The sequence below is a fragment of the Janthinobacterium violaceinigrum genome (assembly GCF_009208555.1).
Lineage (GTDB): Bacteria > Pseudomonadota > Gammaproteobacteria > Burkholderiales > Burkholderiaceae_D > Janthinobacterium > Janthinobacterium violaceinigrum.
The window spans coordinates 1-13,991 of record NZ_WFLI01000021.1; the positions used below are offsets into that span (position 1 = coordinate 1).

13 protein-coding genes are annotated in these 13,991 nt (G+C 65.5%); 12 read left to right on the forward strand and 1 reads right to left on the reverse strand.

Going from position 1 to position 13,991, the window contains the following annotated elements:
- From GCN75_RS17575 to GCN75_RS17610, 8 genes are all read left to right on the forward strand, one after another.
- Positions 1-697 (forward strand): FecR domain-containing protein (locus GCN75_RS17575; protein ID WP_152283615.1); only part of this gene is annotated, 697 nt, incomplete at its 5' end.
- A gap of 112 nt (positions 698-809) precedes the next feature.
- Positions 810-3,008, forward strand: coding sequence for a TonB-dependent siderophore receptor (locus GCN75_RS17580; RefSeq protein WP_226941446.1), 2,199 nt, complete (start codon positions 810-812; stop codon positions 3,006-3,008).
- Between the two features lie 110 nt (positions 3,009-3,118).
- Complete coding sequence (locus tag GCN75_RS17585) at positions 3,119-3,400, forward strand: hypothetical protein (RefSeq protein WP_152259590.1); 282 nt, start codon at positions 3,119-3,121, stop codon at positions 3,398-3,400.
- On the forward strand, positions 3,397-5,100 hold the full coding sequence (locus GCN75_RS17590) for a PepSY-associated TM helix domain-containing protein (RefSeq protein ID WP_193317553.1): 1,704 nt from the start codon (positions 3,397-3,399) through the stop codon (positions 5,098-5,100). The genes GCN75_RS17585 and GCN75_RS17590 overlap by 4 nt, the downstream gene beginning before the upstream one ends.
- Positions 5,097-5,438 (forward strand): DUF3325 domain-containing protein, encoded by a 342-nt coding sequence (locus GCN75_RS17595; protein WP_152283617.1) that lies wholly within the window; start codon positions 5,097-5,099, stop codon positions 5,436-5,438. The genes GCN75_RS17590 and GCN75_RS17595 overlap by 4 nt, the downstream gene beginning before the upstream one ends.
- A gap of 91 nt (positions 5,439-5,529) precedes the next feature.
- Complete coding sequence (locus GCN75_RS17600; protein ID WP_152283618.1) at positions 5,530-6,717, forward strand: efflux RND transporter periplasmic adaptor subunit; 1,188 nt, start codon at positions 5,530-5,532, stop codon at positions 6,715-6,717.
- Between the two features lie 5 nt (positions 6,718-6,722).
- The gene (locus GCN75_RS17605) at positions 6,723-8,714 is read left to right on the forward strand and encodes a MacB family efflux pump subunit (protein WP_152283619.1); all 1,992 of its coding nucleotides are present in this window, start codon (positions 6,723-6,725) and stop codon (positions 8,712-8,714) included.
- Positions 8,715-8,890: 176 nt separating this feature from the next.
- A complete protein-coding gene (locus GCN75_RS17610; RefSeq protein ID WP_152283620.1) occupies positions 8,891-9,874 on the forward strand; it encodes an ABC transporter substrate-binding protein in 984 nt (327 codons plus the stop codon).
- A gap of 67 nt (positions 9,875-9,941) precedes the next feature.
- Here GCN75_RS17610 and GCN75_RS17615 read toward each other — a convergent pair whose 3' ends face one another.
- Positions 9,942-10,550 carry a hypothetical protein gene (locus GCN75_RS17615; protein ID WP_152259595.1) on the reverse strand — a complete coding sequence of 203 codons (609 nt, stop codon included), beginning with the start codon at positions 10,548-10,550 and terminating at the stop codon, positions 9,942-9,944.
- A 256-nt stretch (positions 10,551-10,806) separates the two neighbouring features.
- Between GCN75_RS17615 and GCN75_RS17620 the strand changes: the two genes are divergently transcribed.
- The 4 genes from GCN75_RS17620 (at position 10,807) to ampD (ending at position 13,644) form a co-directional block, all read left to right on the forward strand.
- A complete protein-coding gene (locus GCN75_RS17620) occupies positions 10,807-11,610 on the forward strand; it encodes a cytochrome C assembly family protein (RefSeq protein ID WP_152283621.1) in 804 nt (267 codons plus the stop codon).
- Entirely contained in the window at positions 11,607-11,870 is a 264-nt protein-coding gene (locus GCN75_RS17625) for a PP0621 family protein (protein WP_152259597.1), read from the forward strand. The genes GCN75_RS17620 and GCN75_RS17625 overlap by 4 nt, the downstream gene beginning before the upstream one ends.
- A 114-nt stretch (positions 11,871-11,984) precedes the next feature.
- On the forward strand, positions 11,985-13,055 hold the full coding sequence (locus GCN75_RS17630; RefSeq protein WP_152283622.1) for a sigma 54-interacting transcriptional regulator: 1,071 nt from the start codon (positions 11,985-11,987) through the stop codon (positions 13,053-13,055).
- A complete protein-coding gene (gene ampD, locus GCN75_RS17635) occupies positions 13,033-13,644 on the forward strand; it encodes a 1,6-anhydro-N-acetylmuramyl-L-alanine amidase AmpD (RefSeq protein WP_152283623.1) in 612 nt (203 codons plus the stop codon). The genes GCN75_RS17630 and ampD overlap by 23 nt, the downstream gene beginning before the upstream one ends.
- Positions 13,645-13,991 lie beyond the last annotated feature (347 nt).

The window sequence follows — 13,991 nt, forward strand, 5'->3', positions numbered from 1 at the left end:
GGCTGGCGGCGGCCTGCTGGCCGCGCAGACGGATGCCTGGCAGGGCGCGCGCGCCCTGCGCGCCGACTACCGCACGGCCACGGGCGAGCGGCGCGAGGTGGCGCTGGACGATGGCAGCGTGCTCAATCTGAATACGGGATCGGCCGTGAACGTGCGCTTCGACGGCGAGCGCCGCCTGATCGAACTGCTGGCCGGCGAAATCCTCGTCGTCAGCGGCCGGGGCGCCGGCAGCACCGCGCCGCTGGAAGTGGCCACGCGCGAAGGCCTGGTGCGCGCGCTGGGCACGCGCTTTGCCGTGCGCCAGCAGGAGGGCTACAGCACCGTGGACGTGTTTGAAAGCGCCGTCGAAATCCGTCCCCGCGACGGCGGCGGCACGCCCCTGCTGCTGGCGGCCGGGCGCGGCGTGGCCTTTTCCCGCCATGCGCCGGACGCGCCGCACGCCATCGATGCGTATGCCGATGCCTGGTCGCGCGGGCAGCTGATCGTCGACGACGTGACCCTGGGCGATTTCCTGGCCGACCTGGCCCGCTACCGCCCCGGCGTGATCGACTGCGCGCCGGAAGTGGCGCAGCTGCGCCTGTCGGGCGTGTTCCCGCTGGCCGACACGCAGCGCATCCTGAACATGCTGCCCCATTCGCTGCCGGTGCAGGTGCGCAGCCGCACGCGCTATTGGGTGACGGTCGAACCGGCGCCGTAGCACGCTGCGCAAAAAATATCGGCCATCCGGCTGCCCGTTTTTCGTTCTCGCGGCACCTACAGAGTAGGGCGCCTGTTTTTAGCGTCTCATGACACCATTTTTCAGGATTTTCATGCAACAGGTTTCGCATATTGTCAATTTTGCATCGCACCGTCCTCAGCGGCATCCGCTGGCGCTGGCCGTGGCGGCCTTGTGCCTGGCCGCCGGCACCCAGGCGCTGGCGCAGCAGGCGCCAGCCGCACCCGCCGCCGAGCAAACCATGCTGGGCGTGTCCGTCACGGCGGCACGCGATGCGACGACGGAAGGCAGCGGCTCCTACACGACGGGCGTGAGCAATACGGCAACCAAACTGAACCTGTCGCTGCGCGAGACGCCGCAGTCGGTCAGCGTACTGACGCGCCAGCAGATCGACGACCTGGGCATCACCACGCTGGACGATGCCGTGCAGTCGATCACGGGTCTGGTCATGCAGAAGGGTAACTTTACAGGCGATTCGGGCAGTTTCAGCGCACGGGGTTTTCCAATTGATAACATCCTGTTCGATGGCTTGCCCACCAGCCTGGGCGCGAATGGCACCTTCAATGGCGACAACGACGACCTGGCCATCTATGACCGCATCGAGGTGGTGCGCGGCGCCACGGGCTTGACGACGGGCAGCGGCACGCCCAGCGCGGCCATCAACCTGGTGCGCAAGCGCCCGACGGCCACGCCGCAGGCGTCATTCTCGGCCAGTATCGGCAGCTGGAGCAACTACCGGCTGGAAGCCGATGCGGCCAATGCGCTCAACGAGGCGAAAACCCTGCGCGGGCGCATCGTCGCGACGGTGCAGGACAAGCAGGACTACGTCGATGTGCTGCATGGCCGCAATCACCAGCTGTACGGCATCATCGAAGCGGACCTGCGCCCCGACACCACCCTGACCGTGGGCGCGCATTACCGCAAGACCGATAACGACGGCGTCACGACGGGCGTGGTCACGGCCGCCGACGGCCGCTTCCTGAACCTGCCCCGCTCCACCTACCTGGGCACGGACTTCGACGGCTGGCGCCAGACCGATCAAACCATCTTCGCGGAACTGGAACACCGCTTCGACAACGGCTGGAAGGCCAGGCTGGCGGCCACGCGCAAGACGCCCGAGATCGACACGACGTTTTCCGGCATCAGCCGCCGCGGCGACACCCTGCGCTTCAATTCGCAAAGCTACCGCGCCGAAGTGGCCAATACCAGCTATGACGCGTATGCCGGCGGCAGCTACAGCCTGTTCGGCCGCCAGCATGAGCTGACGGTGGGCGCCAGCCACCGCCGCGCGTCGAAAAACAGCTATGGCGGCTGGGCGCCGTACAGCTGGAAAGAGAGCGCGCCCGTGATCGATCCCTACCACTGGGATGCGGGCAGCGTGGCGCGCCCCGCCATCGATTACGCGCAGTGGCGCACGGCCAGCATCACCGAGCAAAGCGGCGTGTATGCGGGCACGCGCCTGCGCCTGGCCGATCCACTGTCGCTGGTACTGGGCGGACGCCTGAGCTGGTACAAGGACGACGCGGGCTACTCGGTGGCGCGCGAATTCACGCCGTATGCCGGCATCGTGTATGACCTCGACAAGCAGCATTCCGTGTACGCCAGCTGGACCGAAATCTTCCAGCCGCAGGCGGCCACGGACGCCAATGCGCAGCCCTTGAAGCCGATCAGCGGCACCAACTATGAAGCGGGCGTGAAAGGCGAATACTTTGGCGGCGCGCTCAATGCCAGCGCGGCCGTGTTCCAGATCCGCCAGCAAAACCGCGGCGTGGACGACCTGGCCGGCCCGAATCCCTGCCCCGGCAGCACCTGGGGCTATTGTCAGCGCGCGTCGGGCGAAGTGCGCAGCGAAGGCGTGGAGCTGGACGTGGCGGGCGCGCTGACGCCCGACTGGCAACTGTCGGCCGGCTATACCTATGTGAAGGCGCAATTTACGCGCGACAGCGATCCGGCCAATATCGGCAAGGATTTCAACAGCCGCTATCCGCGCCAGCAGCTCAAGCTGGCCACCAGCTACCGCCTGTCGGGCGCCGCGCAGGGCTGGCGCGTCGGCGCCTCGGTGTACGGGCAGGGCGCGACCGAGTCGGGCGACGGCACCTACCATCTGCGCCAGGGTCGCTATGCGATCGTGGGCCTGAACGCGGCCTGGCAGGTCGACAGCCGCGCCGAGCTGCGCCTGAACGTCAACAACGCGCTCGACAAGCACTATTACCAGAGCATCTATTCCGATGTCTTCGGCAACCTGCCCGGTGCGCCGCGCAATCTGATGCTGACCTTGAATTACAAACTATAACTTATTAAATTTACATTATCTATCTTGATGAAGGATGCATGGCTTATGGAAGTGCAGTTGAATCTGGCCCGCGATGGCGTGAACCAGCGCAGGGCAGCGGGAGCGCCGCGATGATGAAATCGGCCAACATGATGTTGTTCTCGCGCGTGCTCGCCGCCGTCCTTGGCGGCTATGCGCTCACGTCCGGCGTGGCCGTGCTGCTGTCGGCCGTGTTGCCGCTGTCGCGCGCCGAAGCCGTGCTGACGGCCACCCTGAGCGCATTTGTCGTCTATACCTGCGCCGTGATCTGGGTCTTTGCCGTGCAGGACCTGCGCCGCGCCTGGCTCGGCATGCTGCTGCCGGCCATCGTCTGCGGCGGCATCGGCATGCTGCTGTCGCGAGGTGCCGCATGAACGCCGTCAAGGTAGACAAGGTGGCCAAGACGCCGCAGCAGGGCGGACTGCGCCAGGCCATGGCCTGGCTGCACACGTGGAGCGGACTGTGGATTTCCTGGTTGCTGTTCGCCATCTTCCTGACCGGTTCTCTGGCCGTCTTCGACGACCCGATCGGCCACTGGATGACGCCCGAACACGCTTTGGCCGAGGCGGCGCATGCGAACGATCCGCCGCTGCCCAAGGTCACGGACCGCGCGCACCGCCTGGAGCTGGCGCTCGACTTCATGGCCAAGGAGCACCCGAAGGCGGACATGTGGGAAATCTGGCCCGTGCAGCGCCCCGGCCACGGCCTGTCCGCCTACTGGTTCCAGCCCGGCGGCGGCTATGGCTCGGCGGACCTCGATCCGCTGACGGGCGCCGTCGTCGAGCATGCGCGCGAGGCGACGGAGCGCGAAACCATCGGCGGCCACCATTTCGTCGATTTCCACTACGAGCTGCACGCGGGACGCATCGGCGTATGGATCGTCGGCATCACCACCATGATCATGCTGGTGGCGCTGGTGAGCGGCGTCATCACGCACAAGCGCATCTTCAAGGACTTCTTCACCTTCCGCCCGGCCAAGGGCCAGCGTTCGTGGCTCGACGCGCATAACGCGGTGGCCGTGCTGACCTTGCCATTCCAGTTCATGATCGCCTACACGGGACTGGCGTTCTACAGCGACGACTATGTGCCGGCGCCCGTGGTGGCGCAATACGGCGCGGACCATGGCAAGCAAGCCTTCCTGAGCGACTGGAACGACTCGGGCAAACCTGCGCGCATGGGCCAGCCGCTGGCCATTCCATCGCTGGAACCGTTCGCCCTGCGCGCCGAACAGGCCATCGGCCAGGAAATCCGCGCCGTGGTGCTGGACAATCCGAACGACGCCTCCATGCGCGTATGCATGTATGGCTGGAATGAAGAGACGGAGACGCTGCAGCGCATCAGCGCCAACACGGGCATGGCCTGCTATGCGCTGGCCACGGGCGAGCAGATCGCCGTGCGCGCGCCGGGCGAGTCGAACACGGGCGGCGCGGGCCTGACGCGCGTCGTGATGTCGAACCTGCACATGGTCGGTTTTGGCGGCACGCCCATGCGCTGGCTGTACTTCCTCTGCGGCCTGGCCGGCACGGCCATGATGGGCACGGGCGCGATCCTGTTCATGGTCAAGCGCCGCCAGCGCGCGGGCGGCGAGTTCGGCGCCTGCACGCAGCGCGTGTACCGCGTCATCGAATGCCTGAACGTGGCGGCCATTGCGGGCCTGGCGGTTGCCTGCGCCGGCTTCCTGTGGGCGAACCGCCTGATCCCCGTCGGCATCGAGCACCGCGCCGGCTGGGAAGTGCGCGCCTTCTTCGGCGTGTGGTTCGTGATGCTCGTGCATGCCTGCCTGCGCGGGGAAAAGCGCGCCTGGATCGAACAATTGTGCGTGCTGGCCGCCCTGTGCCTGCTGCTGCCCGTGCTGAACCTGCTGAGCACGGGCGACAACCTGGCGGCGCAGATCGCGCGCGGCGACTGGGAAAGCGCGGGCGTGGAACTGGCCAGCATGGCCTTTGGCCTGCTGGCCGGCTGGGGCGCGTGGAAAGTCCACAAGCGCAAGGAAAAACCGGTGAAGAAGGCCGCCGGCAAGGAAAGCCCGGCGCCATCGGCCAGCCTGCAAATCAATACGGAAGGACAGTCATGATCAATACCATCCTGTGCGCATTGGGCCTGGCGTATGCGGGCATGGCCAGCCTGTCGCTGGCGATGGACCGCCATCACGGCCAGATATGGGGGCGCGACGCGGCGCCGAACGTGCGGCGCGCGCTGCAACTGACGGGCACCATCCTGCTGGCGCTGGCCATCTGGCCCTGCGTGGCCGGCTGGAGCGCCACCGTCGGCGTGGTCGCCTGGCTGGGATTCCTGTCGGCCGGCGCGCTGCTGGTGGCCCTGCTGCTGCCGTATGCCCCCCGCTTGCTGTTTCGTAGTTCCCTGCTGGCAGCCGTCGCCGCGCTGGCAGGGCTTGTGATGTTCCTGCGGTGATGTTCACCGCCATTTTCAAGGATAGACCGATGCACTTTTCACGTTTGGCGACACCGTTTTACTTTACCTGCAACCGCAAGGCGGCTTCCTGATGGCGGCCCGCCTGCCTTCCCGCCGCGCCCGCATCCTGGGCGGCGCGGTCTTGCTGGCGCTGTTCGGCGCCGGCGCATTGTGGGCCACGCGGGGCCCGGCCACCGTGTTCGACACGGCGCCCGTCAAGCGCGGCAATATCGAGGCCAGCGTCACGGCCATCGGCACTCTGCAGCCGCAGACCTATGTCGACGTGGGCGCGCAGGTGTCGGGCCAGATCACGCGCCTGCACGTGCAGCCCGGCAGCGCCGTGGAAAAAGGCCAGTTGCTGGCCGAGATCGACCCCAGCGTGCAGCAAGCCACGGTCGATGCGGGCCGCGCCGCCCTGGCGGGATTGCGCGCGCAGCTGGCCGACCAGCAGGCGCAGCACCGCCTGGCGGGCCAGCAGCACGGGCGCCAGAAGCAGATGGCGAAGTTCGACTCCACGCCGCTGGCCGACCTGGAAACGGCCGAAGCCACCCTGGCGTCGGCCGGCGCCAAGATCGACCACCTGAAGGCGCAGATCGACCAGACCCAGGCCAGCCTGAAGGCGGACGAGGCGCGCCTGGGCTATACGCGCATCTACGCGCCCATGGCCGGCAAGGTGGTGGGCCTGGACGCCAAGGAAGGGCAGACCCTGAACGCCACCTACCAGACGCCGAACATCCTGCGCATCGCCGACCTGTCGGCCATGACGGTGTGGACGGAAGTGTCGGAGGCGGACGTGCGCCGCGTGCGCCCGGACATGCCCGTGTACTTCACCACCCTGGGCGGCGACCAGCGGCGCTGGAGCGGCAAGGTGCGGCAAGTGCTGCCCGCGCCGCCCGTGCCCGGCGGTTCTGCCGCCGGCACGGCACTGGCGCCGTCGACCAGCAAGGTGATTCTGTATACAGTGCTGTTCGACGTGGATAACGCCGATGGCGAACTGATGCCGCAGATGACGGCGCAAGTGGTGTTTGTCACGGCCGCGGCAAACAATGTGCTGGCCGTGCCCTTGCCGGCCCTGAAACCGTCCACCGGGGAAGGCGCGAAGCCGGGGCAGTTCACGGCCCGCGTGATGGATGCCGATGGCAAGGTCGATACGCGCGCCGTCACCGTGGGCGTGCGCAACCGCCTCAGCGCGGAAGTGCTGCAAGGCTTGCGCGAAGGTGAATTGCTGGTCACGGGCGAACAGCCGGCCGGCAGCGGCAGCAGCAGGTTCCAGTTATGAGTGCCATGAGCGAGGCCGTGTCGCTGGGACCGGCGGGGCAGCCGGAGCAGCCGCCCCTGATCCAGTTGCAGGGCATCCGCAAGCGCTACGGCGGCCATGACGGCGCGCCGGCCGTGGAAGTGCTGCGCGGCCTGACGCTGTCCATCGGCGCCGGCGAATTCGTCGCCATCGTGGGCGCGTCCGGTTCCGGCAAATCGACCCTGATGCACCTGCTGGGCTGCCTGGACCGGCCCAGCGACGGCACCTACCGCTTCGCGGGCCAGGACGTGGCCAGCCTGAATCCCGATGAACTGGCGTGGCTGCGGCGCGAAGCGTTCGGCTTCGTCTTCCAGGGCTACCATTTGATCGCCACCGAATCGGCGCGCGAAAACGTGGAAGTGCCGGCCCTGTACGCAGGCATGCCGGCCAGCGCCCGCCACGCCCGCTCCGAAGCGCTGCTCAAGCGCCTGGGTCTGGGCGACCGGCTCGACCACCGGCCGAACCAGTTGTCAGGCGGGCAGCAGCAGCGCGTGTCGATTGCGCGCGCCCTGATGAACGGCGGGCGCATCATCCTCGCCGATGAACCGACGGGAGCGCTCGACAGCAGCAGCGGCGCCGAAGTCATGGCCCTGCTGGGCGAGCTGGCCGATGCGGGCCACACCATCATCCTCATCACGCATGACCGCAAGGTGGCGGCCCAGGCGCGCCGCGTGATCGAGATCCGCGACGGCGAAATCATCGAAGACTCGGGCGCCATCGCCATTGCCGCCACGTCGACGGCCCTGCCGCCGCTGGACATGTCGCGCGCCGCCCACGACACGGGCGCCTCGCTGGGCACGGAATTGCTGGACGCGGCGCGCGCCGCCTGGCGGGTGCTGTGGATCAACCGCTTCCGCACGGGCTTGACCCTGCTGGGCATCATCATCGGCGTCGCGTCCGTGATCGTCATGCTGGCCATCGGCCTGGGCACGCGGCAGCAGGTGATGGCCCAATTGGGGGCGTTCGGCTCGAATTTGCTGTACATGGCGTCGCGCGGCGAAAGCTCGCGCATCCCCGGGCGCAGCATCACCCTGGTCGACCTGGACGCGCTCAAGGATGTGCCGGGCATTTCCCACGTGCTGCCGAATGTCACCGGCAACAAGGTGATACGCCACGGTAACCTCGACGTGCAGACGTATGTGCGGGGCACGGGGCCGGCGCTGCCGCAGATCCAGACCTGGCCCGTGGCCAAGGGCGGCTTCTTTACCGAGGAGGACGAGCGCGAGATGGCCACCGTGGCCGTGCTGGGCGCGCACCTGGCGGAAAAGCTGATGCCCGACGTGCCCAATCCCGTGGGACAGAGCATCCTGATCGGCAACGTGCCGTTCCAGGTGATCGGCGTGATGAGCGCGAAGGGCGCGTTGACGGGCGAGAAGGATGAAGATGACGTGCTGCTGCTGCCGTTTTCCACGGCCGGCATCCGCGTCTTCGGCCAGCGCGAGCCGACGTACACGGTGATGGCGGTGGCCGACGTCAAGCGCGTGACGGAGGTGGAGGCGGCAGTCGACGCCACCATGTTCGAGCGCCACCGCATCCGCGACTACGGCATCAGCAACGCGGCCGCGTCGATTGCCGCCGAAGCGAAGACGCAGGACAACATGACCATGATGCTCAGCCTGATCGCCGCCGTCTCCCTGGTGGTGGGCGGCATCGGCGTCATGAACGTGATGCTGATGACGGTGCGCGAGCGCACGCGCGAGATCGGCATCCGCATGGCGACGGGCGCGCGCCGGCGCGACATCCTGCGCCAGTTCCTCACCGAAGCCGTGCTGGTGTCGGTGGTGGGCGGCGTGGCCGGCATCGTGGTCGGCGTGACGGTGGCGGCCCTGCTGCTGGTCTGGGACGTGCCGGTGATCTTTTCGCTGAGCGCCGTGGGCGGCGCGTTTGCCTGCGCCGTGGTGACGGGGCTGGTGTTTGGCTTCATGCCGGCGCGCAAGGCGTCGGGACTCGACCCCGTGGTGGCGCTGGCGGGACAGTAGCTGCCGGCGCAACGCCGGCAGCGTGGCTGGCGCCGGCCCTTGCCGCCTCCGGGCAAGGGTCGGCCGCCGGCAAAAAAAAGTTGCCCTGGCTCTAACACGCGGTACTATCTCCCCATAATAAAAAAGCCGTGTCTTATGCCCTGGCGGGCACATACCAACCACCACAGGAGAACCCGATGCAGAAACAATCCACCTTGAAGACCGCTATCGCCGCCGCCCTCGTGCTGGCATTCGGCATGGGCGCTGCCCAGGCGCAGGAAGTCGTGCGCCTGGGGAATTTGAAATTCGCCCATTACGGCGCCGTGTCGTACATCAAGGAAATCGCGCCCAAGTGCGGCATCAAGGTCGAAGAGCATGTCTTTGCCAAGGGCCTCGACGTGATGCAGGCGATTATCGCCGGCGAGCTGGACGTGGGAGCGACGGCGTCCGAGGCGGCCATTTCCGGCCGCGCCGGCGGTGCGCCCATCTACGTGGTGGCCGGTTTTGCCAAGGGCGGCGCGCGCCTGGTGGCGGGGGCGGGACAAAAGATTGCCAGCGTCAAGGAGCTCAAGGGCAAGCGCGTGGGCGTGACGCGGGGCGGCATCCAGGAAGTGCTGCTGCTGGCCGAGCTGGCGCAGGCGGGCCTGACGTATTCCGAAACCAAGGGCAAGGATGTGCAACTGGTGTTCCTCGCCTACGCCGACTTGAACCAGGCGCTGATGGGCAAGAATATCGACGCCATGATGCAGTCGGAGCCGCAATCGTCGCAGGCGATCAACAAGGGCTTCGGCACCGAAGTCATCAAGCCGTACGACACGCCGATCGGCGAGCCCGTGCGTACCATGGTGATGACGGAAAAATTCTACAAGGAACGCCGTCCCGTGGCGGAAAAATTCATGCGCTGCTTCGTGGAAGCGACGAAAACCTTTATTGACAGCAAGGCGACGGCGGAAAAGTATGTGCGCGAAGTGGTGTTCCGCGGCCAGATCACGAAGGACGACTTCGACGACGCGATCAGCAATTCGCCGTATTCGTATGACATCTCGCCCGAGCATATCCAGGTGACCACCGATGTGATGGTGAAAACGGGCGTGGGCCGCATGAGCAAGCCGCCCGTGGCCAGGGACTGGGTCAAGACGGACTTGCTGGAACAGGCGAAAAAGAGCCTGAATGTGAAGTAAATCGGCCATACCATGAAAAAAACCTCCGCCCGGTGATGGCGCGGAGGTTTTTTCATGCCGGGCGGCCTTAGCGGGCGTTAAAGCCCATCCAGCCTTTTTCCGTCTGCCGGAAGCTCAGCGTGTAGATGCGCGTCAGTTCATCGCCTTTCTTGAGCTGGCGGTTGATGATGGCACCGTAATTGTCCAGCACGATCTGGTCCGCCCACTGCAGCAGGTTTTCAAAGCGCTCGGCCGTCATTGCCGCCTGGCGGGCCAGCAGCGGCGCGGGAATCGCCTTCTTTTCCTGCTCCTGCGCCCAGAATGCGCGGAAAGCCTTGTTTTCGCCACCCATGCCGCGCGCCATCAGGCCCAGGCCCATGGTCATGCCGGCGGAACTGTCCGTCTTTGCCTGCGCTTCGAGCTTGTCGGCCACGTCGGCCAGCAATTCCAGGTAGCCCACCTTGGCGCGCAGGATGGCAGAGCCCTTGATGTCGTATTGCTGTTCGTTCTCTTTCCAGCCGTTCAGCTTTTCCAGCTTGGCGATGTCGAAGTAATCCTTGTACAGGTCGTAGTTCTGGATAGACGTACGGAAATATTCCTCGTAGGTGGACTGGGAAGGCGCATCTTTCATGCAGCCGCTCAGCAAGGTGCAGGCGGCAAGCAGGAGGCAGGTCCAGGACAATTTTGGAAAAGACATGGTGGCGGTGGCGTAAGGGTGGATAAATGTTGCTATGTGGACATAATTATAGGACTGGCTAATCAGGATGGCAACGTGGCTGCGGCGCGGTAAAGCGGTGCCGGCGGAAAGATTGCCGAAATCTTGAGGGTGCGCCACCCCGTCGCGCCTCAGGCGCGATATCATGGCAGGCTTGCAGCATGGGCTGGCGGTGGAATGCCCGTCACCCGGGCTGTCGCTTGAATCGCGCTTGTCGGCTATGGTGTAAACTTAAACTATGCAGATCTATTTCTTTTTCCTCGCCGCCCTGTTGTATGCGGCGTGCGCGGTGCTTCCCTCGTCCCGTGCCCGGCTCATTGCCGGCCTGACCGGCGTTGCCTGGCTGGCGCATGCCGCCACCCTGTGGTTCGACCTGATGGCGCCGGGCACCCTGCGTTTCGGTTTTTCCGCCATGCTGTCGGCCGCGCTGTGGGTCTCGGTGGGCGCCTACTGGATAGAGAACCGCAATTTCAGCCTGGACGGACTGCGCCGCATGGTCATGCCCAGTGCCGTCATCGCCATCGGCTTGGCCTGGGCCTTTCCTGGCAGCCAGGTCAACATGGAAGGCAAGTCCGCCGTCTTCGGCTGGCATATCGCCGTGGCCGTGCTGGCCTACAGCACCTTGACGATTGCCGCCTTTCACGCCGTGCTGATGGCGCTGCAGGAATCGCGTCTGCATACGCGCAGCGAAAGCCGCGGCTTCATCGGCAGCGCGCTCGATCAGCTGCCGGCCCTGCTGACGATGGAAAAATTGCTGTTCCGCATGATCGGCCTGGGTTTCATCCTGCTCAGCCTGACCGTGCTGTCGGGCATCGTCTTTTCCGAGCAATTATTTGGCAAGGCGCTCAACTGGGACCACAAGTCCGTGTTTACCATGCTGTCGTGGCTGTTGTTTGCCGCCCTGCTGGCAGGCCGCCGTTTTCGCGGCTGGCGCGGCAAGACGGCCCTGAGCTTTACCCTGGCCGGTTTCGCCACCTTGTTGCTGGCCTATGTCGGCAGCCGTTTTGTACTGGAAGTGGTTTTACACCGAGGATTCGCATGACACGTGTTTTATTCTGGCTGGCGCTGGTGTTTCTGGTGCTGTTTGCTATCCGCAGCAAGATCCGTGGCATGCAGCAGCGCGCCCGCGCGCAGCAGCAACAGCAGCGGCCGAACCCGTTTACGCCGCCGGGCCGGCCGCAGGAATTGCCCGATGCCGAGCTGATGCTGTGCTGCGCCCATTGCGGCGTGTACTACCCGGCTTCCGAAAACGTGCAGGCCAAGGGCCACGATTATTGCAGCCACGCGCACGCCACGCTGTAAGGGCCGGCCCGCGCCCCGTTGCTCATCCGTATCGTAAGATCCCCCGGCAGCAGTCCGGCGTAGCATCTGCAGCAGGCGGTTCGCCACCGCCATTGCAGAAAGGCGCGTTTCCCCATGTCCAGTCCCCGCCCGCATACCGTGACCGCCGCCGGCATGGCGCCGGCGCCGCAACTGAGCGGCAACTCGCTGCCCATGCAGGCGCTGCGCGCGCAGATCGGCCGCATCGCCCGCTGCGGCGCGCCCGTGGCGATCCGCGGCGAATCGGGCACGGGCAAGGAATTGGCGGCGCGCGCCATCCATGCGCAGGGCGCGCGTGCCAGCTTCCCGTTTATTGCCGTCAACTGCGGCGCCATTCCCGAAGCGCTGATGGAAGCCGAATTCTTCGGCTGCCGGCCCGGCGCCTACACGGGCGCGCGGCACGAGCGCCAGGGATTGTTCCAGGCGGCCCACGGCGGCAGCCTGCTGCTCGACGAAGTCGACGATCTGCCGCTGGCCATGCAGGTGAAGCTGTTGCGCGTGCTGCAGGAGCGCCGCGTGCGCAAGCTGGGCGGGAGTGCGGACGAAGCCGTCGACGTGCGCATCCTGTGCGCCAGCCAGCATGGCCTGGCGCGCGGCGTGGCCGCCGGTACGTTTCGCCAGGATCTGTTTTACCGCCTCAACGTGATCGAGCTGGCGCTGCCGCCGCTGCGCGAGCGGCGCGGCGATCTGCAGGTATTATGTGAGGTAATCCTCGCGCGCCTGGCCCCGGGCCAGGCCGTGAGCCTGGCGCCGCCCGTGCTGGCGGCGCTGGCCGCATATGCGTTTCCCGGCAATGTGCGCGAGCTGGAGAACGTGCTGGAGCGGGCGCTGGCCTTTGCCGACGGTGGCGTGATCGCGCTCGACGGGCTGGCCTTGCCGTCCGTAGCGGGCAGCATGCCGCTGCGGGCGCTGCCGCCGCCGGGCGTGCCGGAACGGCAAGCGTGCCTGCCCGGCATGGCGCTGCGGGGCGTGGCCCCGGTCTTGCCGCTGGAGATGTATTTGCGCCAGGCCGAGCGCGACATGATCATGCGGGCGCTGGTGCAGGCGCGCTACCACCGCGCACGGGCGGCGCGCCAGCTGGGGCTCAGCGTGCGCCAGTTGCGTTACCGCATGCAGAAACTGACGATACAGGAACCGCTACTTGATGAGCGCATGGACGATAGATGACGACGGCTGGTGCGACGGTGCGCTGCGCTATGACTCGCCGCACCACGATGCGCGCCCGGACGGCATGCAAGTCGATTTGCTGGTGATCCATAACATCAGCTTGCCGGGCGGCCACTTCGGCGGACCGCATGTGTCGGACTTGTTTACGGGCCGGGTAGACTATAATGCCGATCCTTCTTTCGCCGACCTGCGTGGCTTGCAGGTGTCGGCGCACTTTTTTGTGCGGCGCGATGGTGCGCTGTTGCAATATGTTTCTACTGATCAACGTGCCTGGCATGCCGGCGCGTCCATGTTCGAAGGACGCCCGCAGTGCAATGGCTATTCCATCGGTATCGAAATGGAAGGCACGGACGACGTGCCTTTCCAGCCGCGGCAATACCATGTCCTGGCGGCGCTGACGGCGGCGCTGGTGACGCGCTACGGGCTGACGCAGGTGCGGGGCCACGAGCATATTGCGCCGGGGCGGAAGACGGATCCGGGGCCGTTTTTTGACTGGCATTTTTATCAAAAATGCTGGCTGGAAACGCTTCACAGGCAAGCTGCGTTAGCGCTTACTTCGCGGGGATTGGGCTTTCCATCCATGCCCTGAAAAGTCAACCGAAATCGTATATGAAAACACAAAAAATTACGCCGACGGATGCCGGAAAACTATTGCATCGCCTTTCGATGGGCACTACAATTAGTGCAGAACTTGAACTTAGTGACTATATGTAGTGCCATCACAGACGTTTTCAGAATTATTACCAAAGCTACCCTGTTTGTTGATATGACAACGGGAACTGGCGGTTCATCACCCTTGATCGCATTTCGCGCCAGCCGGACAAGACAGGTTGGTCGCATGATTTCTGACTGTGCATTATTTACTATTTGGCAATAAAATTACCTGAAGAAACCCAGACCATCGGGCGTTCTATTCAACAACACACGCGGCAGCAA